A 26,296-nucleotide genomic window follows, 5' to 3' on the forward strand; every position below is an offset into this window, starting at 1 on the left:
GGTCAGCGGAGGTACGAGGCGCCGTTCAGGTCGAGGACGGCGCCGGAGGCCCACTGCGACAACGGGTCGGCGAGGTGCACGACCGCGTGGGCGACCTCCTCGGGGGTCGCCACGCGTCCGAACGGCGACTGCGCGCGGATCGCGTCGCCGGCCGGGCCGTCGAGGTGCTGCGCCGCCATGTCGGTGGCGACGAAACCCGGTGCGACCGTGGCGACCGCGATGCCGTGCGGCGCGAGCGCGATGGCGAGCGACTGGCCGAGCGCGTGCACGGCGGCCTTGCTGGCGCCGTAGGCCGGCACGTCCGGCTCGCCCCGGTAGGCGCCGCGCGAGCCGACGTTCACCACGACCCCGGTCGGCAGGCCGTCCGCGGCGGGGACGTCGAGCATGTGCCGGACGGCGCACCAGGTGGCGTTCGCCGTCCCGAGCAGGTTGACGTCGATCGTGCGGCGCCAGGCGGCGACCCACTCGTCGTACCCGGTCTCGTCGGGACGGTGCCCGATGCGGCGGCTCCCGCCGTCGGCGAGGTCGGCCGGGTCGTCGGTGAACAGCGCGGCGTTGTTGACCAGCACGTCGAGGCGCCCGAGGCCGGTGGCGGCGTCCGCGACCAGCGTCCGCACGGCGCCGGGGTCGGCGAGGTCGCCGTGCACGAGCACGTGGCCGTCGCCGGGCAGCGACGCGAGCACCTGCTCGGCGCGCTCGCGCGCGCCGCGGTGGTGGACGGCGACGCGGTCGCCGAGACGGGCGAACGCCAGGGCGGTGGCCGCGCCGATGCCGCGGGAGGCGCCGGTGACCAGGACGCCGCGCGAGGTCACGCCTGCTCCGCCGGCACCGGGACGGCCTCCTCGACCGGCGCGGGCGTCGCCACCGCCTTGCGCGACGAGAACCGCTCGTGCAGCGCGAGCGCCGTGACCGCGGCGGCGACCACGGCGGCCCCGAGCCACTGGGTGGACGACAGGACGTTGCCGAGGAACGCGACGCCGACGACCGCGGCGGTGAGCGGGAAGGCCAGCTCGGCGAGGGTGGCGCGGCTGGCCGGGGTGCTGCGCAGGCCGCGGTAGTACAGGCCGATGGCGAGCAGGCCGGGGATCAGGCCGAGCAGCGCGATGACGGGCAGGTCGCGGCCGGCGGCCCACAGCGGGTCGCCGAGCACCAGCACGAAGACCAGCGACGCCGGCAGGCCGATCGCGAACCGCAGCACGGTCAGGTCGCGCAGGCCGATCTCGGCGCCGACCAGGCGTCCCAGCACGGTGCCGGTGGCCCACAGCGCGGCCGCGCCCACGGCGAGCGCGGCCGACAGACCGGCGGCCACCGAGACCGAGGTGGGGTCGGGGAAGGCGAGCAGCCAGGCGCCGACCAGCGCCGGGACGAGGAACAGCGGGTAGCGCAGCGTGATGCGCTCCTTGAGCAGCCACCACGCGACGAGCACCGCGATCACCGGCTGCAGCTTCTGCAGCACCACGGGGGTGATGGCGGCGCTGGTGGCCGGGGCGTGCACGAAGGCCTGGGTGAACAGCACCGTCGCCAGGGCCGAGGCACCGACGCCGATGACGACGACCGCGGCCTTGGTCCGCCCGGACGCGGCGGCGAACGCGCGCAACGCGGGCAGCAGCCACGGCAGCGTCACCAGCACGATCACCACGTGCTCGAGGAAGACGATGGTCGAGGCCGGGTAGGTGCCGACGAGGGGGACGCGCAGCAGGGCGTCGCTGCCCCACAGGGCGGCACCGAGGGCGACCAGCCAGGTGGCGTCGCGGCGGCGGGGGGTCGGGCCGTGCGTCATGGGTGCTCCTCCGGCGGCAGCCGCGTCCAGCGGTCGTGGGTCCGCAACCTACAAGCAACAGGGGGTTGGCATGATTCCGGTCCATGACCACGCTCGTGCGGGCCGCCCGCACCGCCGACGTCCGTGCCATCCGCGCGCTCGTGGAGCCGCTCGTGCAACGCCGCATCCTCGTGGCGAAGGAGGCGGTCGCCTACTACGAGGCGCTGCAGGAGTTCGTCGTCGTCGAGCGCGACGGCCGCCTCGTCGGCTGCGGCGCCCTGCACGTGATGTGGGAGGACCTCGCCGAGATCCGCACCCTCGCCGTCGCCGAGGACGCCCGCCGCCAGGGCATCGGCCAGGACATCATCGAGGCCCTGATGTCCCGGGCGCGCACGCTGGGCGTGGCGCGACTCTTCACGCTCACCTTCGAGGTGGAGTTCTTCTCCCGCAACGGGTTCGACGTGATCGAGGGCACCCCCGTCGAGCCGCCGGTCTTCGCCGAGCTGCTGCGCTCCCACGACGACGGCGTCGCCGAGTTCCTCGACCTCGCCCGGGTCAAGCCCAACACCCTCGGCAACACCCGGATGCTCCGCCGCCTCTGAGCGCGGGGTCCGCTCCGGTCGGGCAGAGCACCTGCGGTCAGGCGGACGGCGGCGACCCTGGCGGACGGGCGGCGCGCAGCAGGCCGCGGCGCTGCAGGTGCAGCAGCAGCGGCAGCTGGCCGAGCAGGAACACGGCCAGCAGCGCCGAGAAGGCCGCGGTGCTGCGCGGGGTGAGCACGACGGTCGCCACCACCCCGACGAGCAGGCCGACCGCGGGCACCGCCACGACCGCGCGTCCGGCGGTGACCGCGGCGCCGGACGCGTGCCCGGGCCCGGTCCCGCGGGCGTCGCGCACGGCACGCAGCCGCCGGGACGTCGTCCAGGCGAGCACCAGCCCCGCGACCTGCCCCACCGCGAGCACGGCCACCTGCGGCGCGCTGGTCGCGTCGAACCGGCCGTCGGCCAGCTGCACGAAGGCGAGGGCGAGCACCCCGAGCACCACGGCGCAGCCCGCGCTCGCGGCGACGGTGCGGGCGAGCGCGCGCTCGGCGAGCGCGTCGGCCAGGTCGACCACGTCGTCGTTCACGCGGGCACCTCCTGCGGGTCACCGGGGAGGGCGAAGCCGTCCCCGACCGGGACGACGAGGCCGTCGTCGAGCAGCGAGTCGAGGCACCGCTGGAGCCGGTCGGCGTCCGGGGTGGCGTCGGTGAGCGCGGCGAGCGGGACCGGCCCGACGGCGTCCCGCAGCACCCGCATCACCCGTCCCCGCACCTGCCGGTCGGTGCCCTCGAAACCCTGCACGCGCCGTGCCGGGCCGTCGTACGCCGGGCTGCCCGCGGCGACCCACGCGCACCGGCGACGCACCGGGCAGACCTCGCACCGCGGCGAGCGTGCGGTGCAGACCAGCGCGCCGAGCTCCATCACCGCCACGGACCAGCGGGCCGCCGTCGGTTCGTCGCCGGGGAGGAGCCCCTCGGCGCGGCGGGTCTCGGCGACGGTGAGGGCGGGCGCCGGCAGCGGGTCGCCGCCGACGAGGCGCGCGTGCACGCGGCGCACGTTGGTGTCGACGACGGCGGCCCGGCGTCCGAACGCGAACGCCCGCACCGCGGCGGCCGTGTAGCCGCCGACGCCCGGGAGCGCGAGCAGCGCGTCGTGGTCGTCGGGCACCTGCCCGTCGTGGCGGTCGACCAGCGCCTGCGCCGTCTGCTGCAGCCGCAGAGCGCGGCGCGGGTAGCCGAGCCGGTCCCAGGCGCGCAGCACGTCGGCGGCGGGAGCGGCGGCGAGGTCGGCCGGCCCGGGCCAGCGGGCCATCCACGCGGTCCAGGCGGGGAGCACCCGCGCGACCGGCGTCTGCTGCAGCATCACCTCGCTCACCAGCACGCCCCACGGGGTGCGGTCGGGCGCGCGCCAGGGCAGGTCGCGGGCCTGCGCGTCGTACCAGGCCAGCACCTCGCGGTGCAGCGTCGACGGGCGCACGGTCCGGTGCGCGGTGGCGGGAGCGTTCACGGTGCGCCGATCGTGCCACGGCGTGGCACCACGCCGGAGCGCCGCCCTGTGCCTACCGTGGTCGGCGATGAGCACGGTGATGCGACCGGTGGGCACCCGGGAGCCGCAGGTCTACTGGCGGCGCCGGGTGGTGGCGCTGGTCGCGCTGCTCGTCGTGGTGGCGCTGGTCGTGTGGGGCGTCTCGTCCGCGATCGGTGCCCTCCGCGGCGGCGACGAGCCGGTCGCCGACGGCGGTGGTACCGCCCAGCAGCCGGTCCCCGACCCCGCCGCCGACGCGCAGCCGTCCCCCGACCCGTCCGCCGCGACGGGCGAGACCGCGCCCGCCGAGGGCGAGGTCCCCGCGTGCGCCCCGCCCGGGCTGGTCGTCGCCCCCACCGTCGACGCCACGAGCTACGCGCTCGGCTCGACCGCGAAGGTCGGCATGACGATCACGAACACCGGCACCGCCCCCTGCACGATGGACGCCGGCTCGCAGGCCCTCGAGCTGCTCGTCGTCTCCGGCAGCGACCGCATCTGGTCCTCCGACGACTGCCAGACCGACGCCCAGAGCCGTCCCACCACCGTCGAGCCCGGCGACGCCGGCGTGCTCGCCTCGAGCGTCGAGTGGACGCTGGTCCGCTCGGCCGCCGGCTGCGCCCAGGGTCTGCCCGAGCTCAAGGCCGGTACCTACCAGCTGACCGCCCGCGCGGGTGAGATCACCAGCGCCCCGGTCGCCTTCGAGATCACCGGCTGACTGCCCGTTTCGCTAGTTCAGTGCTGCAAGTGACACCGAAGTGGTGTCGCTCCACGCGTGACACGCCAGAACCCCTCGTGCAGTGGACGGCCACCGGTCGGCGACGCTGGGCTCGGGCGGTGCAGGGGCGCGGGTCACGGGGCACTGAGCGAGGCAACCTGGCGTGTCACGCGTGTCCTACCAGCACTTCGGTGTCAGTTCCGACACTGAACTAGCGAAACGGGCAGGCGAGCGGAGCGGTCAGACGTAGCGCTCGAGGATGCTCGACTCGGCGAGGCGGGACAGGCCCTCGCGGACGGCGCGGGCGCGCTGCTCGCCGACGCCGTCGACGGTCATCAGGTCGTCGATGCCGGCGGCCAGCAGCTTCTGCAGGCCGTCGAAGTGCTCGACCAGGCGGTCGATGATGGCGCCGGGCAGGCGGGGGACCTTGTGCAGCAGGCGCAGGCCGCGCGGGCTCACGGCGCCGTCGAGCGACTCGCCGGTGCCGGTCAGCCCGAGCACCCGGGCCACGGCGGCCAGGTCGACCAGCTCGGTGGGGTCGAGGGTGGCGAGGTCGTCGAGCACCTGCTCGACGGTCAGCGACCGCTTGGCCTGGTCGAGGTAGTCGCTGATGACGAGCTCGCGGTCGGGGCCGATGCCGCCGATCAGCTCGTCGAGCTGGAGCGAGAGCAGACGCCCGTCGGCGCCGAGCTCGACCACGTAGCCGCTGATCTCGTCGCTGATGCGGCGCACCATCTCGAGCCGCTGCACCACGGCGGCGACGTCGCGGACGGTGACGAGGTCCTCGATCTCGAGCGCCGACAGGGTGCCGGTGACCTCGTCGAGGCGGGCCTTGTAGCGCTCGAGCGTGGCGAGCGCCTGGTTGGCGCGGCCGAGGATCGCCTCGGAGCCCTCGAGCACGTACCGCCGGCCGCCGACGTAGAGGGCGACGATGTGCATCGACTGGCTCACCGAGATGACCGGCAGCCCGGTCTGCTTCGCGACCCGCTCGGCGGTGCGGTGGCGGGTGCCGGACTCGGTGGTCTCGATGCTGGGGTCGGGCACCAGCTGCACGGCCGCGCGGACGATCTTGGTGGCCTCGCGGTCGAGCACGATCGCGCCGTCCATCTTGGCCAGCTCGCGCAGCCGGGTGGACGAGAAGTCGACGTCGAGGACGAAGCCGCCGGTGCTGATCGCGTCGACCGAGCGGTCGGAACCGAGCACCACGAGGGCGCCGGTGCGGCCCCGCAGGATGCGCTCGAGGCCGTCGCGCAGCTCGGTGCCGGGAGCGGCTGCGGCGAGGGTCGCGCGCAGCAGGTCGTCCTCGCCGCGCTCGTTCACCACGGGGCCGATGCTAGCGGGCGCGCTGCACCCGTAGGTCTCACGCAGGTCACGGTCCGGGTGAGCTGCCAGCAGGACCCTTCGGCGGTCAGCGGTCGCCGACGGGACGGACGATGCCGAGCCGCAGCGCCTCGACGACCTGGCCGATCTCGACCACCTTCATGCCGTCGGGCACCACCACGCTCGCGGTACCCCCTCGCGGCACCACCGCCGTGGTGAACCCGAGCCGGGCGGCCTCGCTGAGCCTGCGTCCCAGGCCGGGGACCGGACGCACCTCGCCGGACAGGCCGACCTCGCCGAAGGCCACCATCCGCGGCGGCAGCGGACGCTCGACCGCCGCCGAGGCCATCGCCAGCGTGATCGCGAGGTCGGCCGCGGGCTCGCCGATGCGCACGCCGCCGACCGTGGAGACGAACACGTCCTGGCCGAACAGGGCCACGCGCATGCGCGCCGAGATGACCGCCTGCACCATCGACACCCGCGCGCCGTCGAGCCCGCTCGTGGCGCGGCGCGGGTTCTTCGCCTCGGTGGGCGTGACCAGCGCCTGCACCTCGGCGACCAGCGGACGGCGGCCCTCCAGGGTCACCGTGACGCAGCTGCCCGGGGCGTGGACGTCGGTGCGGGACAGGAACAGCCCGCTCGGGTCGGTGAGACCGACGATGCCGTCCTCGCTGAGGTCGAAGCAGCCGACCTCGTCGGTGGGGCCGTACCGGTTCTTCACCGCGCGCACGAGCCGCAGCCGCGAGTGCCGCTCGCCCTCGAACTGGCAGACGACGTCGACGAGGTGCTCGAGCGTGCGCGGGCCGGCGATCGACCCGTCCTTGGTGACGTGGCCGACCAGCAGCGTCGGCAGGTTGCGGGCCTTGGCGACCCGGATCAGCGCGGCCGCGACCTCGCGCACCTGCGAGACGTTGCCCGCCTGGCCCTCGACCTGGCCGGAGCTGATGGTCTGCACCGAGTCGACGACGAGCAGGTCGGGCTCGACCTGCTCGACGTGCCCCAGCACGGTGGCCAGGTCGGTCTCGGACGCCAGGTACAGCCGCGGCCGGATCGCGCCGATGCGCTCGGCCCGCAGCCGCACCTGCGAGGCCGACTCCTCGCCGGTCACGTAGAGCACCGTGCGGCCGGACGCGGCCGCCTGCCCCGCGACGTCGAGCAGCAGCGTCGACTTGCCGACGCCGGGCTCGCCCGCGACCAGCACGACCGCCCCGGGCACCAGCCCCCCGCCGAGCACGCGGTCGAGCTCGTCGACCCGGGTGGGGACGGCCCGCGCGGTCTCGACGTCGACCTGGTCGATCGGGCGGGCGGGCGTGCGCACGGGCGCCGCCTGGGTGGTGCGGACGGTGACCGCGCCGACCTCCTCGACCGTGCCCCAGGCCTGGCACTCGCCGCAGCGGCCGACCCACTTGGACGCCGCCCAGCCGCACTCGGCGCAGCGGTAGGACGGGCGCGCCGTCCTGGCGGTCTTGGCGGCGCTCACGGGAGGGACCTCACGGACGACAACCTAGGCGGGCCGTGCGACAACCGGTCTCAGCCGGGCCGCGAGCCGTCCGCGGGAGGGGCCAGGACGCAGAACTCGTTGCCCTCCGGGTCGCGCAGCACCACCCAGGGCAGCCCCTCGTCCCCGCCCGCCCGGGTGGCGCCGAGCGCCAGCAGCCGCTCGACCTCGGCGTCGCGGTCGCCGTCGGCCGGCCGGACGTCGAGGTGCAGCCGGTTCTTGCCCGCCTTGGCCTCCGGGACGTGGGCGAACCCGAGCGTCGGCGCCCCCGGCCGCGACGAGGGGGCAGCCGGTCCGACGCAGACGTACCCCTCGGCCTCGTCGACCTCCTGCACCTCGTAGCCGAGCACCGCGCACCAGAACCGCGCGAGGGCGTCCGGGTCGGCGCAGTCGACGGCGACCTCGCTGAGCGAGCTGACCACGGCGGACCCCTCCGGACGACCTCGTGCACGGCGCGTGCCACGCTAGCCCCCGACCGGAGCAGCCCCGCGGCCCCGTCTTGACGCGTTCGAACAGGTGTTCGATCATGACGAGGTGCCCGCCGCCACCGCCCTCGACCCCGGCCGCCCGGTCGTCGAGCAGCTGCGCGAGCGGGTCGCCGCGCTGCAGGGCGGTCCGACCCGGGTGCCCGTCCCCACGCACCCCGCGGTGGCCGGCCTCCTCCAGCTGCGCACCGGCGGCAGCTACGCGGTCGACTCCGCCTCGCTCGCGCTGGCGCTGGCCGCCGGGGCCTCCGCGGCCGGCGAGTGGGTCGGTTTCGCCGGCTGGCCCGACTTCGGGGCCCAGGCCGCCGCCGACCTCGGGGTCGACCTCGACCGCACCGTGCTCGTGCCCGACCCGGGCGAGCACTGGCTCGAGGTCGCCGCCGCCCTGGTCGACGTGCTCCGCGTGGTCGTGCTCCGACCGGCCGGTCGCGTCGACGCCCGCTCGGCGGGGGTGCTCGACGCACGGCTGCGCAAGCGGTCGGCCGCGCTGGTCGTCTGGGGCGAGTGGCCCGGGTGCGAGGCCCGGCTGACGCTCGAGGACGCCCGCTGGGCGGGCCCGGTCGACGGCTCCGGCCGGCTGCGCCGGCGCTCGGCCCAGCTCGCCGTGCAGCGCGGCTCGGCCCCCGCGACGCGGGCGCCGGTGTGGTTCCCGCACGAGGACGCCCCGCTCGTCGCCGCCCGCCCGGACGCGGGGACGGGTGCGCCGCTGCGCCGCGCGGTGCCGTCGTGACCGCCACCACGGGCACGCCCCCGCGCTCCGCACCGAGCGGTGCAGCGCGCCGGGTGCTGGTCGTCTGGTGCCCCGACTGGTCGGTCGTGGCCGCGCTCGACGAGGAGGACCTGCCGGCGGCCACCCCGGCCGCCGTGGTCGTCGCGAACGTCGTCGAGGTGTGCAACGCGGCCGCCCGGGAGGAGGGTGTGCGGCGCGGCATGCGCCGGCGCGACGCGCAGGCGCGCTGCCCCGACCTCGCGCTGCTGCCCGCGTCCGAGGACCGCGACGTGCGCGCCTTCGAGCCGGTGCTCGCGGCGGTCGAGGCGCTGCGCCCGGGGGTGGCGTCGCTGCGGCCGGGACTGCTCGCCGTCCGCGCGCCCGGACGGGTCTTCGGCGGCGAGGAGCACGCCGCCGCCACGGTCGCCGAGGCGCTCGTCGCCGCCGGGGTGTGGGACTGCCGCCTCGGCGTCGCCGACGACCTGTTCACCGCCGAGCAGGCCGCCCGTCGCGCCGACCTGCAGGCCTGGCGGATCGTGCCGCCCGGCGGCTCCCCGGGCTTCCTGCGCCCGCTGCCGGTCGAGTCGCTCGAGGTCGACGGCGCGCCCGGACGCGAGACCGCCGGCCTGCTGCGCCGGCTCGGCCTGTCGACCCTCGGCGACCTCGCCGACCTGCCGAAGGACGCCGTCCTGCAACGCCTCGGCAGCTACGGGGAGCGGGTGTGGCGGCGCACCCACGGCGACGACCCCGCGCTGTTCGCACCGCGCACCCCGCCGCCCGAGCTCACCGCCGAGGTGGGCTTCGAGACCCCGCTCGACTCGGTCGAGGCGGTCTGCTTCAGCGTCCGCACCACGGCCGAGCGGTTCGTGGCCGACCTCGCCCGGCGCCAGCTGGTGGCCACCGGCGTCCGGGTCGAGGTCGACACCGACCACGGGCTCGCGTCCGCGCGCACCTGGTTGCACCCCCGGCACTTCTCCTCCCGCGACCTGGTCGACCGCGTGCACTGGCAGCTGCGCTCGCCGCGCGCGGGCGACCTGCGCTCGCGCCGACCGGTGGCCGGGCTGCGGGCTCCGGTGGAGCGGGTGCGGTTCGTGCCCGACACCCTTGAGCCGGCCGCCTCGCACGCCGACGGCCTGTGGGGAGGCAGCGGCGACGACCTCGTCCAGCGCGGCGTCGCCCGCGTCCAGGCGGTCGTCGGGTTCGACGCCGTGCTGCGCCCGGTGCTGCAGGGCGGACGCGACCCCGCGGCCCGCCAGGCGGCCGTCCCGTGGGGCGACCGCGCGGTCGGGCTCCGGCCGCTCGACCGGCCGTGGCCGGGCACCGTGCCCGGACCGGCGCCCGTGCGCGTGTTCGACCCCGCCCTGCCGGCGGAGGTGGTCGACGACCAGGGACGCCCGGTCGCGGTCACCGAGCGCGGCGCGGTCACGGCGGCGCCTGCGCGGGTGCGGGTCGAGGCCGACGCCGGCCCTGGTCCCGGCTGGTACCCGGTCGGCGCCTGGGCGGGTCCCTGGCCGGTCGACGAGTCCTGGTGGACCGCAGGCGGCCCCGGCCCGCGGTCGCGCTTCCAGGTGGTCGGGGTCGACGGCCGCGCGTGGCTGCTGGTGTGCGGGGCCGACGGGTGGCGCGCCGAGGCCGGGTACGACTGATGGGCTGGAACAACCCCACGATGCGCTGGGCCGAGCTCGAGCAGCGGCTGTCGGGCCTACCCGGCGCCGACGACGCCCCGGTCTCGCGCCGCAAGCACGGCCGCCGTCCGGTGCGCGAGATCGAGCGCCCGGACGAGGTCACGCCGTACGCGGAGCTGCACTGCCACAGCCACTTCAGCTTCCTCGACGGCGCGAGCTCGCCCGCCGAGCTGGTCGAGGAGGCCGTGCGGCTCGGTCTGCACGCCCTCGCGCTCACCGACCACGACGGCTTCTACGGCGCGCCGCTGCTGGCCGAGGCGGCCACCCAGCACGGGCTCCCCACCGTCCACGGGGCCGAGCTGTCGCTCGGGCTCGGCGGTCCGCAGAACGGCGTGCCCGACCCGGAGGGCGACCACCTGCTGGTGCTCGCCCGCGGGGTCGAGGGATACCACCGGCTGGCCGCGGCGATGACCGACGCCCACCTGCGCGGCGACGAGAAGGGCCGTCCCGTCTACGACCTCGACGAGCTCGCCGAGCGCGGACGCGGGCACTGGGTCGTGCTCACCGGCTGCCGCAAGGGCCCGGTGCGCCGCGCCCTCGCCCGGGGCGGCCCGGTGGCGGCCGCGGCCGCCCTCGACGACCTGACCGCCCGCTTCGGCCTCGACCACGTGGTCGTCGAGCTCTCGCCCCACCCCGGCCCCACGACCGACGAGACGAACGACCTGCTGGCCGACCTCGCGCGGGTGCACGGGCTGCCGGTGGTGGCGGCGGGCAACGTCCACCTCGCCACGCCCTCGCGCGCGCGGCTGGCGTCCGCCATGGCGGCGGTGCGGGCCCGCCGCAGCCTCGCCGAGGCGGACGGCTGGCTCGACCTGTCGGCCGTCGCGCACCTGCGCAGCGGCGACGAGGTGGCCCGCGCTCTCGCCCGGTTCCCGGACGCCGTCTCCCGCAGCGTCGTGCTCGCCGACGAGCTCGCGTTCGACCTGCGCAAGGCCTCGCCGCGGCTGCCCAAGCACCGCATCCCGGACGGCCACACCGCCGCGTCCTGGCTGCGGGTGCTCACCGCGCAGGGGTTCGAGGAGCGCTACGCCGGCACGCCGCACGCCGACACCGCGCGCCAGCGCATCGAGCACGAGCTGCGCGTCATCGAGGAGAAGGACTTCGCGGGGTACTTCGTCATCGTCCACGACATCGTCGCGTACGCCCGCAGCCGCGACATCCTCTGCCAGGGAAGGGGTTCGGCGGCGAGCTCGGCCGTCTGCTACGCCCTCGGGATCACCGCGGTCGATGCCGTGCTCTACCGGCTCCCGTTCGAGCGGTTCATCAGCGCCCACCGCGACGAGGAGCCCGACATCGACGTCGACTTCGACTCCGACCGGCGCGAGGAGGTGATCCAGTGGGTCTACGACACCTACGGGCGCCACAACGCCGCGCAGGTGGCCAACGTCATCGGCTACCGGCCGCGGATGGCCGTGCGCGACGCCGCGAAGGCGCTCGGGCACTCGCAGGGCCAGCAGGACGCCTGGTCGAAGCAGGTCGACGGCTGGCAACCGGTCGTCACGGGCGACATGGGTGAGCCGACCGCCCACGACATCCCCTCGGCCGTGGTCGATCTCGCCGGTCAGTTCCTCGGTGCCCCGCGGCACCTGGGCATCCACTCCGGCGGCATGGTGCTCACCGAGCGGCCGATCGGCGAGGTCTGCCCGATCGAGCGCGCGCGGATGGACCGGCGCACGGTGCTGCAGTGGGACAAGGACGCCTGCGAGACGATGGGGCTGGTCAAGTTCGACCTGCTCGGGCTCGGCATGCTGGGTGCGCTCGACCACATGATGCGGCTGGTCGAGCAGCACCTCGGCGAGCGGTGGACCCTGGCGACGCTGCCGAAGGAGGAGCCGGCGGTCTACGACATGCTCTGCCGAGCCGACTCCATCGGGGTGTTCCAGGTCGAGAGCCGGGCGCAGATCGGCACGCTGCCGCGGCTGCGTCCGCGCGAGTTCTACGACCTGGCGATCGAGATCGCCCTGATCCGACCGGGTCCGATCCAGGGCGGCGCCGTCCACCCCTACGTGCGCCGCGCCACCGGGCAGGAGCCCGTCACCTACGACCACCCCGACCTGGTCCCGGTGCTCGAGCGCACCCGCGGGGTGCCGCTGTTCCAGGAGCAGCTGATGGCGATGGCGGTCGCGCTCGGCGACTGCACCCGCGACGACGCCGACCTGCTGCGCCGGGCGATGGGGTCCAAGCGCGGGGTCGAGCGGATCGAGAGCATCAAGGAGAAGCTCTACGCGGGCATGGCCCGGCGAGGTCTCGTCGGTGAGGCGGCCGACGCCATCTACGTGAAGATCCTGTCGTTCGCCAACTTCGGTTTCGCCGAGTCGCACGCCCTGAGCTTCGCGCTGCTGGTGTACGCGAGCTCGTGGTTCAAGCTGCACCACCCCGCGGCGTTCCTGGCCGGGCTGCTGCGCAACCAGCCGATGGGGTTCTACTCGCCGCAGTCGCTGGTGGGCGACGCGCGCCGGCACGGGGTCGAGGTGCGCCGACCCGACCTGGTCCTGTCGGGTGCCCAGGCGGGTCTCGAGCCGCTCGACGGGTCACCGGGTGCCCGCGTCGCCACCACGGGCCTGGACGCCTGCCGCGCCCCGTACCACGGCCGGGCCGAGTTCGACGCCGCCCGGCCCGACCCCACGACGACCCACCGGCGCGACGGTGCGCTCGCCGTGCGGCTGGGGCTCGACAGCGTCCGCGGCATCGGGCTCGAGGTGGCCGAGCGGGTCGTGGCGGCACGGGCCGAGCGGCCGTTCACCGACGTGCCCGACCTGTCGCGCCGGGCCGGCCTCACCACCGCGCAGATGGAGGCGCTCGCCACGGCGGGGGCGTTCACCTCGTTCGGGCTCGAGCGGCGCGAGGCGATCTGGACGGCCGGCGCGTCCGAGCGGGGCGAGCACCTGCCGGGCACCACGCCGGTCTCGGCCCCGCCGCCGCTGCCGCGGATGAGCGAGGTCGAGCAGACGCTCGCCGACCTGTGGGCCACGTCGGTCTCGCCCGAGCGGCACCCGGTCGAGCACCTGCGTGAGCGGTTGCAGGGGTACGGGATCCGCTCGATCGCCGACCTGCAGACCACCGAACCCGGCCGGCGCGTGCACGTCGCGGGCCTGATCACCCACCGCCAGCGTCCCGGCACCGCGATGGGCACCACCTTCCTCAACCTCGAGGACGAGACCGGCATGCTCAACGTCGTCTGCTCGATCGGCGTGATGAAGGCGCACCGGCGGGCCGCGCGGCACAAGGTGGCCGTCGTGGTCCGCGGCATCCTGGAGCGCAGCGAGGGCGCCACGAACCTGCTGGCGGACGGGGTCAGCAGCCTCGACGACGTGCTGCCCGGCGCCGGGTCGGTGCTGCAGTCGCGGCAGACCTCCCGCGACTTCCGCTGACGCGCGCGCTCAGTAGCGTCGCCACCACAGGTCGACGGCGTAGTCGACGCCCTGACCCGGGTGCTCCGCCAGGATCGCCGCGGCCAGGTCGGGCGCGAACTCGATGCGCACCACGCGCTCGAAGGTCGCTCGGTCGGGGAACTGCCACCGGATGTCGAGCGGGACCCGCTCGAACCCCTGTCGTCGCCAGAACCGCCGCACCGACTCGCTGTCGTAGCGGGGCAGCGCCTGACGGAACCACCCGCCGAAGGTCGAGCGGGTCGCGTCGTTGTCGACGACGAAGGCCGCGCCGCCGGGCCGCACCACCCGCTCCAGCTCGGCCAGCCCGGGCTCGCATCCCGGCCCGAAGAAGTACGCCCAGCGCGCGTGCACGACGTCGACCGACGCCGGTGGCAGCGGGAGGGCGGCCGCCGAACCGGGGAGCACCTCGATCCGGGCCGCCAGGTCGGCGGGCAGCAGCGCCACCCGGGTCAGGGCCCGCTCGACCAGGGGCGGGTGCGGCTCGACCCCGGTGACGCGCGCCGCGTCCGCCGCGAAGCGGGGGAGGTGGAACCCGGTGCCGCAGCCCACGTCGAGCAGGTGCCCGCCGGTCCAGTCGCGCACGTCGCGCATCGCCCGCTCGATCTCGCCGTCGGGGTCGACCCCCTCGTTCTCCTGCTCGTAGACCTCCGGCGACCGCCAGATGTTCGGGCTGGGGATGACGTCGGGCAGCCCACCGGCCGACCGGGTCACGCCGACGGAGCGCCCTTGCGTCGCGACCCGCGTCCGGCGGCCGCGCGCGCGGCCGCGGTCGCCGGGTGGACCATCAGCGGGAGCCGCTTGTGCACGCCGAGCGCCTGGTCGCACAGGCGTGAGATCTCCTCGTACGCAGCGGGTCCGACCAGCTCGAGCAGCTCGGCGCGGTTCGACAGGTAGACCGGGTTGACGCCCACGTGCGCGACCGGGTTGCCGGTGCAGTACCAGTCGAGGTCGTGACCGCCCTCGCCCCAGCCGCGGCGGTCGTACTCGCCGATGCTCACCTCGAGGTACGACGTGCCGTCGGGACGCTCCACCGTGCGGTAGGTGCGCCGCAGCGGCAGCTGCCAGCACACGTCCGGCTTCGTCTGCACGAACGGGACGCCCTCGTCGTCGGCCAGGTGGTGCAGCGCGCACCCCGAGCGGTCGCGGCCGGACGCGTCGGTGAAGCCGCGGTCGTTGAGGAAGATGCAGGCGCCGTCGACCACGCGCGTCTTGCGCGCGCCGTCGGGGTCGAGCTCGACCCAGCCGCCGTCGCGCTTGCGGGCGCGGGGGGCGCGCTGCCAGGTGTCGGCGGTCAGCAGCTTGACGTGGCCGCGCACCCGCTTCTCGTCGTCGGCGTCGCTGAAGTGGGCGCCCAGGGTGCAGCAGCCGTCGAGCGGACGGTCCTCGTAGATGCCCGGGCAGCCACCGCCGAAGATGCAGGTCCACGACGAGGTCAGCCAGGTGAGGTCGCAGCGGAAGACCTGGCTGGGCACCTCGCCCTCGGGGGTCTCGGGGTCGGCGAACTCGACCCAGACGCGGGTGGCGTCGAGGGAGGTCTCGCGTGCGGCGGTCACGGTCGCCAGCCTAGGTGGTGGCGTCGCGGCGCGGTGTCCGCCCGCTACGGTTCGTGCCATGCGCCTGGGCGTGCTCGACGTCGGCTCGAACACCGTGCACCTGCTCGTCGTCGACGCGCACCAGGGGGCGCGGCCGTGGCCCGCCGCCTCGCACAAGGTCGAGCTGCGGCTGGCCGAGCACCTCACCGCCGACGGCCTGATCGACACCGGTGGCGCCGACCGGCTGGTCGCGTTCGTCGGCGAGGCGCTGCAGGTGGCCGAGGACAGCGGCTGCGAGGACATCCTGCCGTTCGCCACGTCGGCGGTCCGCGAGGCGCCGAACGGCGAGGAGGTGCTGGCCCGCGTCCGGGAGGCGGCCGGCGTCGACCTGCAGGTGCTCAGCGGCGACGCCGAGGCGCGCCTGACCTTCCTCGCCGTCCGCCGGTGGTTCGGCTGGTCGGCCGGCCGCCTGCTGGTCGTCGACATCGGCGGCGGGTCGCTCGAGCTCGCCGTGGGTGCCGACGAGGACCCGGACGCCGCGCTGAGCCTGCCGCTCGGCGCCGGCCGGCTCACCCGCGACCACCTGCGCCACGACCCGCCGAAGGGCGGCGAGGTGAAGGTGCTGCGCAAGCTGGTGAGGGTCGAGGTGGCCAAGGCCGTGCGGCAGCTGACCCGCGGCGGGTCGCCCGACCTCGCGGTGGGGTCGAGCAAGACGATGCGCTCGCTGGCGCGGGTGTGCGGGGCGGCGCCCAGCGCCGAGGGCCCGTACGTCTCGCGCCGGCTGCGGCGCGACGACCTCGCCGAGCGGCTCCCCGACATCGCCGCGATGGACGCGTCCGAGCGGGCCGGGCTGCCGGGGGTCTCGGCCGGACGCGCCCGCCAGCTGCTGGCGGGCGGCCTGGTGGCGCTGGCGGTGATGGACCTGCTCGACGTCGAGGAGCTGCAGATCAGCCCGTGGGCGCTGCGCGAGGGCATCATCCTGCGCCGGCTCGACTGGATCTCCGCGGGCTGAGGGCGGGACCGCCGCGGTCGCGGCGCGCGGGGGTGCGCCTACTGTGGTGGACGTGCGAGACCTGCCCAGGCCGGACGGCGTCGACGTGGCCCTGTCCACGTCGTCCACCTACCCGGTCGGCATCCCGGTCGCGTTCGAGACCGCGGCCCGGCTCGGGTACGACGGCATCGAGGTCATGGTCTGGACCGACCCCCTCAGCCAGGACGCCGAGGCGCTCGCCCGTCTCAGCCAGCACTACGGCGTGCCGGTGGTCGCGGTGCACGCGCCGACGCTGCTCGTCACGCAGCGGGTCTGGGGCAAGGAGGCGTGGGCGAAGATCACCGGCGCGGTCGACCTCGCCCAGCGGCTCGGCGCCGACACCGTCGTGGCGCACCCTCCTTTCCGCTGGCAGCGCGACTACGCCGAGGGCTTCGTCGCCGGCGTGCGCCGCATCAGCGAGGAGTCGGGCGTCGTGGTGTCGGTCGAGAACATGTACCCCTGGCGGGTGCGGCAGCGCGAGATCCCGGCGTACCTGCCCGACTGGGACCCCACCGACGAGGACTACGACCACGTGACGGTCGACCTCTCGCACGCGGCGACGGCCGGTTCCGACCCGCTCGCGATGGTGGAGGCGCTCGGTCCGCGGCTGCGCCACCTGCACCTCGCCGACGGCTCCGGCTCGGCCAAGGACGAGCACCTCGTCCCCGGCCGCGGGTCGATGCCCTGCGCCGAGGTGCTGCACCACCTCGGCAGCTCCGGCTGGCGCGGGGTGGTGGTGCTCGAGGTGAACACCCGCCGCTGCCGCACCCCGGCCGACCGCGACCGCGACCTGTCGGAGTCGCTGTCGTTCGCCCGCACCCACCTGGCGGCGGGCGCCGTGGCGGCCGGCCGGCCGTGACGCCGCCGGCCCGACGCGGTCCGCGGCCGGACGTCGACACCCGCGCGGGGATCCTCGCGGCGGCCCGGGAGGAGTTCTCCGCCAACGGTTTCGACGGGGCGTCCGTGCGCGCCGTCGCCCGTGCGGCCGAGGTCGACCCCGCCCTGGTGCGGCACTACTTCGGGTCCAAGGAGTCGCTGTTCGCCGCCTCGCTCGAGCTGCCGGTCGACCCGACGTCCGTGCTCGCCCGCGTGCTGCAGGGCGACCCGGACGAGGCCGGCGAGCGGCTGGTCCACGCGTTCTGCGAGCTGTGGGACCCGCCGGCGCACCGGGAGCGGCTGGTGGCGGTGCTGCGCACGCTGGTCGGTGGCGGCCAGGTCGCTGCGCCGGTGCCCGCGTTCATCGCCGGCCACGTCGTCCGTCCGCTCGCCGCGGCCGCGGGATCGAGCGACCCGGCGCGCGCCGCGGCCCTGGTGCTCAGCCAGGTCGCCGGCATGGCGCTGCTGCGCTACGTCGTCGAGCTCGAGCCGGTCGCGTCGGCCGAGGTCGACGTCCTGGCCGGCTGGTACGGGCCCACCCTGCAGCGGTACCTGACCACCTGAGGGGGCTTGTCCGGCGCGGCCGGCAGGCGTAGTTTCCCCACATGGGGAATAACGGTCCGGCGATCGAGGTGCGTGGCCTGCGGGTGGTGCGCGGCGGCACGGTGGTGCTCCCCGGGCTCGACCTGGTCGTTCCCGCCGGGCAGGTCGTCGGCCTGCTGGGCCCGAGCGGCTCGGGCAAGACCACGCTGCTGCGGGCCGTGGTCGGGGTGCAGCGTCTGGCAGGCGGCACGGTGCACGTCCTCGGGCGCCCCGCCGGGCACCCGTCGCTGCGTCGGGACGTCGGCTACGTCACCCAGGACCCGAGCGTCTACGCCGACCTCACCGTGCTGCAGAACCTGCGCCACTTCGCCGCCCTCGTCGGGGCCGAGCGGACTGCGGCCGACCGGGTGCTGGCCGAGGTCGACCTGCAGGCCAAGCGCGACGCGGTGGTGCACCGGCTGTCCGGCGGGCAGCGGGCCCGGGTCTCGCTGGCGGCGGCGATGGTGGGGTCGCCGCGGCTGCTGGTGCTCGACGAGCCCACCGTCGGGCTCGACCCCCTGCTGCGCCGCGACCTGTGGGACCTGTTCCGCCGGCTCGCCGACGGCGGCACCTCCCTGCTGGTGTCGAGCCACGTCATGGACGAGGCCACCCGGTGCGACCGACTGGTGCTGCTGCGCCAGGGCGAGGTGCTCGCCGACGACACCCCGGCCGACCTGCTCGCGCGCACGGGGGCGCACGACGCGGAGGACGCGTTCCTGCGCCTGGTCGACCGGGCCGGTGCGGCGTGAGCCCGCGCCTGGCGCTGGTCGTGGCGTCACGGGTGCTCGCGCAGCTGCGGCACGACCACCGCACGGTCGCGCTCGTGCTGGTCCTGCCGTGCGTCCTGATCGGCCTGCTCGCCTGGGTCTTCGACGGCACACCGGTCTTCGACCGGATCGGCGCCCAGCTGCTCGGCGTCTTCCCGTTCGTGGTCATGTTCCTGGTGACGAGCGTGTCGACGCTGCGCGAGCGGCAGTCGGGCACGCTCGAGCGGCTGATGACGCTGCCGGTGCACCGGGCCGACCTGGTCGCGGGCTACGCGCTCGCGATCGGCCTGGCCGCGGTGCTGCAGGCGGTCGTGGCGTCGCTGTTCGCGCGGTACGTCTGCGGTCTCGACGTCAGCGGGCCGCTGTGGTGGCTCGTGGTCATCGCCGTGAGCGTCGCGCTGCTCGGCACGGCGCTCGGTCTCGGGGCGAGCTCGTTGGCGCGCAGCGAGTTCCAGGCCGTGCAGCTGATGCCGGCGATCGTACTGCCGCAGTTCCTGCTCTGCGGTCTGCTGCTGCCGCGCGATGACCTGCCGACGCCGCTGCGGCTGCTGTCCGACGTCCTCCCGCTGTCGTACGCGGTCGACGCGCTCACCGAGGTGGCGCGCCAAGCCGACCCCTGGCCGGGCATCGGGGGCGAGCTGGCCGTGGTCGCCGGCTTCATCGTGGCCGCGCTCGCGCTCGGCGCCGCGACGCTGCCCCGCCGCACCCCCTGACCAGGGAGGTGCGACGGGGCGAGGGCGTCTGCCGCCCTGGTCCCGGGGGAGCGTGGTCCCGGGGTCCCGTGGCCGTCCGACGGCCTCAGCCGGTGACGGCCTGGATCTCGTTGGGCACGACCGGCAGGTCGAGCGAGGAGGTCACGGCCAGTGTCGTCAGGTCGACGACGTGCACCTCGCTCGTCGCCGGCTCGGTGACGTAGGCGACGTCGCCGACGACCCGCAGCGCCGGACGCGGCTGCTGCCACTCCTCCGGCTCCTCCCAGGGCGCCACGACCGGCACCCGGGCGGTGACCGCACCCGTCGTCGCGTCGACCACGTGCAGCGACCCGTCGGTGCCGAGCACGAGCGCGTCACCGGCGGGCGTGCGGCCGAGCGAGCGGAAGGTGTAGCTCGTCCCGAGGTCGACCAGGCGCACCGAGGCGTCGCGGCTGTCGACCAGGGCGACGCGGGTGGGGCGCTCGAGCTCGGCGTCCGGGTCGGTCTTGTAGTCGGCGAGCAGCACCGGCGAGGTGTCGTGGCCGGCGAGGTTGCCCATCCGCCCGTAGGCGTCGGGGCTCTGCGCCTTGGCGAAGCCGTCGCCGACGACGAGCAGCACGCCGTCCTCGCAGCCGACGGCCGGTACGTCGCCGGCGTACGCCTCGCCGTGCACGCCGGGGCACTGGTCGCTCTCGGCCAGCACGTCGCCGCCCGGACGGATCACCCGCAGGCCGGTACGCGACTCCTCGTCGCCGACGGTGTGGATCAGCCGCCCGTGGCCCTCCTGCACCGCGACGCCGTGGTGGGCCTCGTCGGTCGTCCAGGTGTCGAGCTCGGGCTGCTCCTCGGCGAGGTCGGCGAGGTCGTCGGGGTCGAACGCCGTGATGGTGCCGGTGGCGTCGTCGAACAGGGTCGTGCGGCCGTGGTGCACGACCACGTGGCCCGGCTCGTCGGCCGGAACGGTGAAGTCGACCATCCCCGGGTCGGTCACGAAGGAGTGGCCGTGGTCGCCGTGCGCCTCCGTCCACGCCCCGACGTCGAGGGCGGTGAACGCCCCGGACGACGAGAGCAGGACGTGCCGGCCGTCCCCGGCGGGGTTGAGCCGGGTGAAGCCCTCCAACGGCTCGTCGAGGAGCACCTCGCCGTCGGCTGCGTCGACCACGAGCACGCCGCCGTCGTAGGTGACGGCCAGACGCGCTGCGGGGGAGTCGGTCTCGGTGGGTGCGGGTGCCGCAGCCGCCGACGTGGCGGCGTCCGACGACCCGTCGGCGCCGGCGCCCCCGGCCTCGGCGCAGGAGGCGGCGAGCAGGGCGACGGCGACGGCGGCGACGGGCAGCGCGGCGCGGGACGGTGTTCTGATTCGCATGAGAACGATTCTCATAACAAGTGAGAACGGTTGTCAACTGTGCTGGCGTGTGCGGGTGGTCGGGGGCCGCGTAGTGTTCGGCCCATGCTCAGCACCCTGCTGCGGGCGCCGATCCTCCAGGCCGCCAGGAGCCACCGGCTCCGCGACCTGGTCGAGACCGCGCCCGTCTCGCGCGACGTCGTCGCCCGGTTCGTCCCCGGCGCCCACACCGAGGACGCCGTGCGCGCCACGACCGGCCTGCTCGACGACGGCCTCACCGTCACCATCGACCACCTCGGCGAGGACACCACCGACCCCGCCATGGCGCAGGGCGTCCGCGACGCCTACCTGGTGCTGCTCGAGCGGCTCTCCGGCGCCGGGCTCACCCAGGGCGGACGCGCCGAGGTGTCGATCAAGCTCTCCGCGCTGGGCCAGGCCCTGGGCGCCGACGGCGACCGCATCTGCACCGAGCACGCCCACGCGATCTGCGAGGCGGCCGCGGCGGCGGGCACCACCGTCACCGTCGACATGGAGGACCACACGACCACCGACGCCACGCTCGGCACCGTCCGGGCGCTGCGCGAGGACTTCCCGTGGGTCGGCGCGGTCCTGCAGTCGTACCTGCGGCGCACCGAGGGCGACTGCCGCGACCTGGCGGGCGAGGGCTCGCGGGTGCGGCTGTGCAAGGGCGCGTACTCCGAGCCCGAGTCGGTCGCCTACGCCGACAAGGCCGACGTCGACAAGAGCTACGTCCGGTGCACCAAGGTGCTGATGCAGGGCCAGGGCTACCCGATGCTGGCCACCCACGACCCGCGGCTGGTCGACATCGGCGGCGCGCTCGCCGTCCAGGCGGGCCGCGAGGCCGGCACCTACGAGTTCCAGATGCTCTACGGCATCCGGCCGGAGGAGCAGAAGCGGCTCGCCGAGCTCGGCGAGACCGTGCGGGTCTACCTGCCCTACGGCGAGGAGTGGTACGGCTACCTGATGCGGCGGATGGCCGAGAAGCCGGCCAACGTCGCGTTCTTCCTGCGCGCCCTGGCGACGCGGGGATGAGCGCCGGGCGCGAGCGGGTCGCCGTCCTCGGGGCCGGCGTGATGGGCGAGACGCTGCTGTCCGGCCTGCTGCGCGCCGGGTGGGCGGCCGACGACCTCGTCGTCACCGAGCGCCGTCCGGACCGCGCGGCCGAGCTGGCCGAGCGGTACGCGGTGCAGGTCACGGGCAACGCCGAGGCCGCGGCGTCGGCCGACACCGTCGTCGTCGTCGTGAAGCCGCAGGACATGGACGCGCTGCTCGCGGAGATCTCGGAGACGCTGCGCGGCGACACGCTCGTGGTGTGCATCGCGGCGGGCATCAGCACCGAGTACGTCGAGAAGCGGCTGCCCGACGGCGTCGCCGTCGTCCGCGTCATGCCGAACACCCCGGCGCTGGTCGACGAGGGGATGGCCGCCCTCTCGGCCGGCTCGCACTGCGACGCCGACCACCTCGAGCGGGCGCGGGCGCTGCTCGCCGCGACCGGCAAGGTGGTCACCGTCCCCGAGCACTACCAGGACGCCGTCACGGCGATCTCCGGCTCCGGGCCGGCGTACATCTTCTACGTCGTCGAGGCGATGATCGAGGCGGGCGTGCTGCTCGGCCTGCCGCGCGCGACCGCGACCGAGCTGGTCGTGCAGACCCTCTACGGCGCGGCCACGATGCTCAAGGAGACCGGCGAGCACCCGACCGTCCTGCGCGAGCAGGTGTCGTCGCCGGCCGGCACCACGATGGCGGCGCTGCGCCAGCTCGACGACCACAAGGTGCGGGCCGCCTTCCTCACCGCGATGGAGGCCGCGCGGGACCGGTCGCGCGAGCTGTCGTCCGGCAGCGCATGAACGTCGGCACGCTCACCGCGCTGCTGCGCTACCCGGTGAAGTCGCTGCTGGGCGAGTCGTTGTCGTCGTGCGAGGTCGAGCGGCGCGGGCTCGTCGGCGACCGCTCGTGGGCGGTGCGCGACGAGCGCGGGAAGCTCGGCAGCGGCAAGAGCAGCAGGCGGTTCACGAAGATGGAGGGCCTGCTCGGCGTCCGCTCCGACCTCCCGGACGGCCGCGACGTGCCGGTCGTGACGACCGGGGGCGGGCTCGCCCTGGACGCCGACGACCCGCAGCTCGCCGAGGAGCTCGGCCGGCTCGTCGGTCGTCCGGTCGACCTCGGTCGCGAGCAGGACGTGCCGCACCACGACGACGGTCCGGTGCACCTGCTGACGACCGCGTCGCTGCGCTGGCTCGCCGACGCGCTCGGGCACGAGGCGCCCGTCGCGCGGTTCCGGCCCAACCTCGTCGTCGACACCCCCGGTCTCGAGGGCACGCCCGAGCAGGACTGGGTGGGCCGCGAGGTGCGGGTCGGCGAGGTGGTGCTGCGGGTCGTGCAGCCCATGCCGCGCTGCGTCATGACGACGATGGCCCAGGCCGACCTCGGGGCCGACCCGCTCGTGCTGCGCACCCTGACCGAGCGGGCCGGTGCCGACTTCGGCGTGCTGCTCGAGGTGGTCGCGCCCGGCCGGGTCTCGGTCGGCGACGAGGTGCGGCTGGGGTGAGCCTGCAGGTCGAGCGTCTCGGTCCGGACGAGGCGACGCGCTTCCGGCGACTGAGACTGACTGCGCTGCAGGCCGATCCGGATGCCTTCTACCGCACCCACGCCGAGGAGGTCGACCACCCGACGACGTACTGGGAGGGCTGGTTGTCGCACGACGACGCGCCGGTGGTGGTCGCGGTGCTCGACGGCCACGACGTCGGGCTGGCGGGCCTGGTGCCCGACCGGCACGCCGAGGGCGAGCTGGCGGTCGTCGCGTTCTGGGTCGCCCCCGTCGCGCGCGGGCGCGGCGTCGGGCGCGCGCTGCTCGACGACCTGGAGGCGCGGGCTCGCGCGGCGGGTGCCGCGGCGATGACGCTCGAGGTGGCCGACGCCAATGACGCGGCCGTCAGGCTCTACGCCGCAGCGGGTTTCGAGCCGACCGGTCACAGCGGGGCGTTCGGCCACCCGCGCGAGCACGTCACCGAGCACGAGCGCCGCAAGGTCCTGGCCTAGGCGCGCATCGTCAGACCCGCGCGGGTCAGCGCCTCGCGCAGCCGGTCGACCGCGATCGGTCCGACGCCGTGCAGCGCCCGCAGCCACGCCTCGCTGACGCCGTCGAGCTCCTCCAGCGTCCCGAACCCCTGCGCCCGCAGCGCGCGCGTGGCGGGCGCGCCGATGCGCGGCCACGACGTCCCGACGGGTGCCGGTGCGCGGTCGCGGCGGACGCCGTCGGCGTCGAGCACCGCGATACCCCGCGGCGAGATGCGGTAGCCGATGTCGAGCGACTCGGTGAGACCGAGCTCCTTCAGCTTGCGCACGTCCTTCTTGAAGTCCGGTGTGTCGCGGCCGAGCTCGGCGGCGAGGTCGGGAGCCCGCACGGTCGGGCGGCGGTCGATGATCTCCAAGGTCTGCTGCGTCCACGGCCCGATCGGCGACGCCTTGTCGAGACGTGCGAGCCGCGAACGGATCTCGGCGACCTCCTCGGGCGTCGGCGTGGCGTTGCGCAGCGCGATCCGGGGGTCCTCGCCGGCGTGCCGCAGCCCGACCCGCCACACCGGCTTGTCGTCCTTGGCCTCGAGCAGCCGGCGCAGCTCCGGCAGGGACGAGCCCGCGCGCCGCGCCTCGGCGGCGGAGATCCGTGACGCCGCGACCCGGTCGACCGACGTCACCTCGAGCAGGCCGACGCCGGTGCGCATCCGCGTGCCGACCACGACCCGCGGCCGGTCCCAGCGCCGGAACGCCAGGTCGACCTCGCCCGCCTCGATCGCCCGCAGCACGTCCGGTCGGATCATCACGGCGACAGGGTAGGGCCGTCAGGCCAGGCCGCGGCTGCGTGCGAGCACCGCGGCCTGCATGCGCGTCCGGGTGCCGGTCTTGGCGAGCACCCGCGAGACGTGCGTCTTGGCCGTGGTCTCGCTGATGCCGAGCCGGTCCGCGAGCTCGGCGTTCGACCACCCGCGGCCGAGGCCGGCGAGCACCTCGCGCTCGCGCCCGGTCAGGTCGTCCTGGTCCGGCGCGGGTGCGTCGTCCGGGCCGGCGGCGGCCACGAGGTCGCGCAGGACGCGACGGGTCACCTCGGGCGCGAGCACGCCGTCGCCCCGCGCGACCGCGTGCACGGCGTCCACCAGCGCGTCCGGCTCCACGCTCTTCAGCAGAAAGCCCGCGGCGCCGGCCCGCAGCGCACCGCGGACGAGGTCGTCGAGGTCGTAGCTGGTGAGCACGAGCACCTCGGCCAGCCCCTCCTCGACCACCGCGCGGGTGGCGGCGACGCCGTCGGTGCCGGGCATCCGCAGGTCCATCAGCACGACGTCGGGCCGCAGCGCCCGGGCCTGGCGCACGGCGACGGCGCCGTCGGAGGCCTCGCCGACCACGCGGATCCCCGCGCCCTCGAGGATCAGCCGCAACCCGGTGCGGATCGCCGCGTGGTCGTCGGCGAGCACGACGCTGACCGGCGCGCTCACCTGGCCGCTCCTGCGTGCGGCAGCACCGCGCGCACCCGCCACCCGCCGTCCGGGCGCGGACCGGCGTCGAGGGCGACGCCGTCCGCGCGGGCGAGCTCGGCCATCGTGGCCAGGCCGTGGCCGCCGGTCGGCCAGGCGAGGTCGGGCGACCCGGCGCCGTCCCGCGCCCTGCTGTCGACCTCGAGCACGAGCGGGTCGCCGCGGTCGAGCCGGACGGCGACCCGTCCGCCGGGCGCGTGCTTGGCGGCGTTGGTGAGCGCCTCGCCGAGGATGCGGTGGGCGGCCTGCGCGACCGCGAGCGGCAGGTCGGCGGCGTCCCCGAGCTCGACCTCGACCCGCAGACCCGTGGCGCGGGCGGCGTCGACCAGGGCGGGGAGCTCGTCGGCACCGGGTGCGCGGGTGACGGCGTCCGCGCCGTCCGAGCGCAGGACGTCGATCGACAGGCGCACCTCGGCCAGCTCGGCCAGCGTCGAGGCGCGGGTCTGCCGCAGCGCGCCGCGCTCGTCCCCGCCCGGCGCGAGCCCGGCTGCGGCGTGCAGCGCGGCCGCCGACACGTGCGAGGTGACGGCGTCGTGCAGGTCGCGGGCGACGGTCGCGCGCTCCTCCCGCAGCGCCGTCTCGTGGTCGAGCCGCGCGATCCGGCGGGCGTCGTCGGCCCGGCGCCTCTCGAGGTCGGCCAGCTCGGTCGAGCGGCGCAGGTCACGCGCCCACCAGATCGGGACGCCGACGAGCAGCCCGCCCTGCAGGACGGTGAGGACCACCGGCCGCAGCTCCAGCGTCAGCACCGCCACCAGCGCGGACGCGGCCACGACGAGCCCCCCGACGACCCAGCGCAGCGCGAGCCTCGCCCGCGGCGGCGCGAACGTCTCGACCCCGAACAGCAGGTCGGCGAGCACGAGGTAGCCGCCGACCCCGGGGCCGAGCAGCAGCGCCTCGGTGCCGACGACGGCCGCACCCAGCGCGAGCGCCGTCACCGGGTGGCGGCGCTTCAGCAGCAGCACCACCAGGCACCCGAGCGCGAGCGGCAGCAGGTGCCACCAGCGCGACGCGCCGACGACGCCGGGCCAGCCGCCGACCAGCTGGGCGAGGTCGGTCGCGACGAGCACCAGCCCGAGCGCCGCGATCGACAGCGCCGTCCCGGCGTCGGCCGCGCGCTCGCTGCGGCGCACGGCGGGCAGCAGCACGCCGAGCCAGCCGCCGACGGCCGGGGCGGAGGTGCTCACCACCCGATCACAGCACAGGGGTGCGCGTGCGGGGTCCTCCGGAGGATGTACGCGGGACCGGCCGGGTCGGTCGTCCTGCCGACGCGCGGCGAGGGACGCGGCCGCGAGCGTG

Annotated in this window: 27 protein-coding genes; 14 read left to right on the plus strand and 13 right to left on the minus strand. The window is 75.8% G+C overall.

Annotated features, from left to right (window positions below; translation table 11 throughout):
- Positions 1 to 2 precede the first annotated feature (2 nt).
- Complete coding sequence (locus tag ACYVKY_RS17530; protein WP_460436270.1) at positions 3 to 812, minus strand: SDR family NAD(P)-dependent oxidoreductase; 810 nt, start codon at positions 810 to 812, stop codon at positions 3 to 5.
- On the minus strand, positions 809 to 1,780 hold the full coding sequence (locus ACYVKY_RS17535; protein ID WP_460436271.1) for a DMT family transporter: 972 nt from the start codon (positions 1,778 to 1,780) through the stop codon (positions 809 to 811). Before ACYVKY_RS17535 ends, ACYVKY_RS17530 begins: the two co-directional genes overlap by 4 nt.
- Before the next feature lie 83 nt (positions 1,781 to 1,863).
- Here ACYVKY_RS17535 and ACYVKY_RS17540 point away from each other — a divergent pair, with 83 nt between their 5' ends.
- Complete coding sequence (locus ACYVKY_RS17540) at positions 1,864 to 2,361, plus strand: GNAT family protein (protein WP_460436272.1); 498 nt, start codon at positions 1,864 to 1,866, stop codon at positions 2,359 to 2,361.
- A gap of 37 nt (positions 2,362 to 2,398) precedes the next feature.
- Here ACYVKY_RS17540 and ACYVKY_RS17545 read toward each other — a convergent pair whose 3' ends face one another.
- Positions 2,399 to 2,887, minus strand: a complete 489-nt coding sequence (locus ACYVKY_RS17545) for a hypothetical protein (protein WP_460436273.1) — start codon at positions 2,885 to 2,887, stop codon at positions 2,399 to 2,401.
- Complete coding sequence (locus tag ACYVKY_RS17550; RefSeq protein ID WP_460436274.1) at positions 2,884 to 3,807, minus strand: HhH-GPD family protein; 924 nt, start codon at positions 3,805 to 3,807, stop codon at positions 2,884 to 2,886. Before ACYVKY_RS17550 ends, ACYVKY_RS17545 begins: the two co-directional genes overlap by 4 nt.
- Positions 3,808 to 3,874: 67 nt before the next feature.
- Between ACYVKY_RS17550 and ACYVKY_RS17555 the strand changes: the two genes are divergently transcribed.
- Entirely contained in the window at positions 3,875 to 4,540 is a 666-nt protein-coding gene (locus tag ACYVKY_RS17555) for a hypothetical protein (RefSeq protein WP_460436275.1), read from the plus strand.
- Between the two features lie 240 nt (positions 4,541 to 4,780).
- Here ACYVKY_RS17555 and disA read toward each other — a convergent pair whose 3' ends face one another.
- The 3 genes from disA to ACYVKY_RS17570 form a co-directional block, all read right to left on the minus strand.
- Positions 4,781 to 5,863 carry a DNA integrity scanning protein DisA gene (gene disA / locus ACYVKY_RS17560; RefSeq protein ID WP_460436276.1) on the minus strand — a complete coding sequence of 361 codons (1,083 nt, stop codon included), beginning with the start codon at positions 5,861 to 5,863 and terminating at the stop codon, positions 4,781 to 4,783.
- Between the two features lie 85 nt (positions 5,864 to 5,948).
- On the minus strand, positions 5,949 to 7,340 hold the full coding sequence (radA, locus tag ACYVKY_RS17565) for a DNA repair protein RadA (protein WP_460436277.1): 1,392 nt from the start codon (positions 7,338 to 7,340) through the stop codon (positions 5,949 to 5,951).
- Between the two features lie 50 nt (positions 7,341 to 7,390).
- Positions 7,391 to 7,780 carry a VOC family protein gene (locus tag ACYVKY_RS17570; RefSeq protein ID WP_460436278.1) on the minus strand — a complete coding sequence of 130 codons (390 nt, stop codon included), beginning with the start codon at positions 7,778 to 7,780 and terminating at the stop codon, positions 7,391 to 7,393.
- Positions 7,781 to 7,892: 112 nt separating this feature from the next.
- Between ACYVKY_RS17570 and ACYVKY_RS17575 the strand changes: the two genes are divergently transcribed.
- From ACYVKY_RS17575 to ACYVKY_RS17585, 3 genes are read left to right on the plus strand one after another with little or no spacing between them, the layout of a single operon-like run.
- Entirely contained in the window at positions 7,893 to 8,573 is a 681-nt protein-coding gene (locus ACYVKY_RS17575; protein ID WP_460436279.1) for a hypothetical protein, read from the plus strand.
- Positions 8,570 to 10,198 (plus strand): DNA polymerase Y family protein, encoded by a 1,629-nt coding sequence (locus ACYVKY_RS17580; RefSeq protein WP_460436280.1) that lies wholly within the window; start codon positions 8,570 to 8,572, stop codon positions 10,196 to 10,198. The genes ACYVKY_RS17575 and ACYVKY_RS17580 overlap by 4 nt, the downstream gene beginning before the upstream one ends.
- The gene (locus ACYVKY_RS17585) at positions 10,198 to 13,608 is read left to right on the plus strand and encodes an error-prone DNA polymerase (protein WP_460436281.1); all 3,411 of its coding nucleotides are present in this window, start codon (positions 10,198 to 10,200) and stop codon (positions 13,606 to 13,608) included. Before ACYVKY_RS17580 ends, ACYVKY_RS17585 begins: the two co-directional genes overlap by 1 nt.
- A gap of 9 nt (positions 13,609 to 13,617) precedes the next feature.
- Here the strand turns inward: ACYVKY_RS17585 and ACYVKY_RS17590 are convergent, their stop codons facing one another.
- A complete protein-coding gene (locus ACYVKY_RS17590) occupies positions 13,618 to 14,340 on the minus strand; it encodes a class I SAM-dependent methyltransferase (RefSeq protein ID WP_460436282.1) in 723 nt (240 codons plus the stop codon).
- A complete protein-coding gene (locus ACYVKY_RS17595) occupies positions 14,337 to 15,182 on the minus strand; it encodes a hypothetical protein (protein WP_460436283.1) in 846 nt (281 codons plus the stop codon). The genes ACYVKY_RS17590 and ACYVKY_RS17595 overlap by 4 nt, the downstream gene beginning before the upstream one ends.
- A gap of 58 nt (positions 15,183 to 15,240) precedes the next feature.
- On the opposite strand from ACYVKY_RS17595, the gene ACYVKY_RS17600 reads away from it, so the two are divergent.
- The 5 genes from ACYVKY_RS17600 (at position 15,241) to ACYVKY_RS17620 (ending at position 19,129) form a co-directional block, all read left to right on the plus strand.
- Positions 15,241 to 16,173 (plus strand): Ppx/GppA family phosphatase, encoded by a 933-nt coding sequence (locus tag ACYVKY_RS17600; protein WP_460436284.1) that lies wholly within the window; start codon positions 15,241 to 15,243, stop codon positions 16,171 to 16,173.
- Positions 16,174 to 16,234: 61 nt separating this feature from the next.
- Positions 16,235 to 17,050 carry a sugar phosphate isomerase/epimerase family protein gene (locus ACYVKY_RS17605; protein ID WP_460436301.1) on the plus strand — a complete coding sequence of 272 codons (816 nt, stop codon included), beginning with the start codon at positions 16,235 to 16,237 and terminating at the stop codon, positions 17,048 to 17,050.
- Positions 17,047 to 17,631: a TetR/AcrR family transcriptional regulator gene (locus ACYVKY_RS17610; RefSeq protein ID WP_460436285.1), complete on the plus strand. Its 585-nt coding sequence runs from the start codon at positions 17,047 to 17,049 to the stop codon at positions 17,629 to 17,631. Before ACYVKY_RS17605 ends, ACYVKY_RS17610 begins: the two co-directional genes overlap by 4 nt.
- A 41-nt stretch (positions 17,632 to 17,672) precedes the next feature.
- Positions 17,673 to 18,398 carry an ABC transporter ATP-binding protein gene (locus tag ACYVKY_RS17615; protein WP_460436286.1) on the plus strand — a complete coding sequence of 242 codons (726 nt, stop codon included), beginning with the start codon at positions 17,673 to 17,675 and terminating at the stop codon, positions 18,396 to 18,398.
- Entirely contained in the window at positions 18,395 to 19,129 is a 735-nt protein-coding gene (locus ACYVKY_RS17620; RefSeq protein WP_460436287.1) for an ABC transporter permease, read from the plus strand. Before ACYVKY_RS17615 ends, ACYVKY_RS17620 begins: the two co-directional genes overlap by 4 nt.
- 85 nt (positions 19,130 to 19,214) lie before the next feature.
- Here the strand turns inward: ACYVKY_RS17620 and aztD are convergent, their stop codons facing one another.
- Positions 19,215 to 20,474, minus strand: coding sequence for a zinc metallochaperone AztD (gene aztD / locus ACYVKY_RS17625; protein WP_460436288.1), 1,260 nt, complete (start codon positions 20,472 to 20,474; stop codon positions 19,215 to 19,217).
- Positions 20,475 to 20,570: 96 nt separating this feature from the next.
- On the opposite strand from aztD, the gene ACYVKY_RS17630 reads away from it, so the two are divergent.
- Genes ACYVKY_RS17630 through ACYVKY_RS17645 form a run of 4 tightly spaced genes read left to right on the plus strand, consistent with a single transcriptional unit; the run spans position 20,571 to position 23,513 of the window.
- Positions 20,571 to 21,506, plus strand: coding sequence for a proline dehydrogenase family protein (locus tag ACYVKY_RS17630; RefSeq protein WP_460436302.1), 936 nt, complete (start codon positions 20,571 to 20,573; stop codon positions 21,504 to 21,506).
- Complete coding sequence (gene proC / locus ACYVKY_RS17635; protein ID WP_460436289.1) at positions 21,503 to 22,321, plus strand: pyrroline-5-carboxylate reductase family protein; 819 nt, start codon at positions 21,503 to 21,505, stop codon at positions 22,319 to 22,321. The genes ACYVKY_RS17630 and proC overlap by 4 nt, the downstream gene beginning before the upstream one ends.
- Positions 22,318 to 23,022: an MOSC domain-containing protein gene (locus ACYVKY_RS17640; protein WP_460436290.1), complete on the plus strand. Its 705-nt coding sequence runs from the start codon at positions 22,318 to 22,320 to the stop codon at positions 23,020 to 23,022. Before proC ends, ACYVKY_RS17640 begins: the two co-directional genes overlap by 4 nt.
- Complete coding sequence (locus ACYVKY_RS17645) at positions 23,019 to 23,513, plus strand: GNAT family N-acetyltransferase (RefSeq protein WP_460436291.1); 495 nt, start codon at positions 23,019 to 23,021, stop codon at positions 23,511 to 23,513. The genes ACYVKY_RS17640 and ACYVKY_RS17645 overlap by 4 nt, the downstream gene beginning before the upstream one ends.
- On the opposite strand, the gene ACYVKY_RS17650 is transcribed toward ACYVKY_RS17645, so the two are convergent.
- The 3 genes from ACYVKY_RS17650 to ACYVKY_RS17660 are packed head-to-tail and all read right to left on the minus strand — an operon-like array spanning position 23,510 to position 26,184.
- Entirely contained in the window at positions 23,510 to 24,292 is a 783-nt protein-coding gene (locus ACYVKY_RS17650) for a hypothetical protein (RefSeq protein WP_460436303.1), read from the minus strand. The genes ACYVKY_RS17645 and ACYVKY_RS17650 overlap by 4 nt on opposite strands.
- Before the next feature lie 21 nt (positions 24,293 to 24,313).
- A complete protein-coding gene (locus ACYVKY_RS17655) occupies positions 24,314 to 24,961 on the minus strand; it encodes a transcriptional regulator (RefSeq protein WP_460436292.1) in 648 nt (215 codons plus the stop codon).
- Positions 24,958 to 26,184, minus strand: coding sequence for a sensor histidine kinase (locus ACYVKY_RS17660; RefSeq protein WP_460436293.1), 1,227 nt, complete (start codon positions 26,182 to 26,184; stop codon positions 24,958 to 24,960). Before ACYVKY_RS17660 ends, ACYVKY_RS17655 begins: the two co-directional genes overlap by 4 nt.
- Positions 26,185 to 26,296 lie beyond the last annotated feature (112 nt).

The sequence above is a fragment of the Angustibacter speluncae genome (assembly GCF_054777815.1).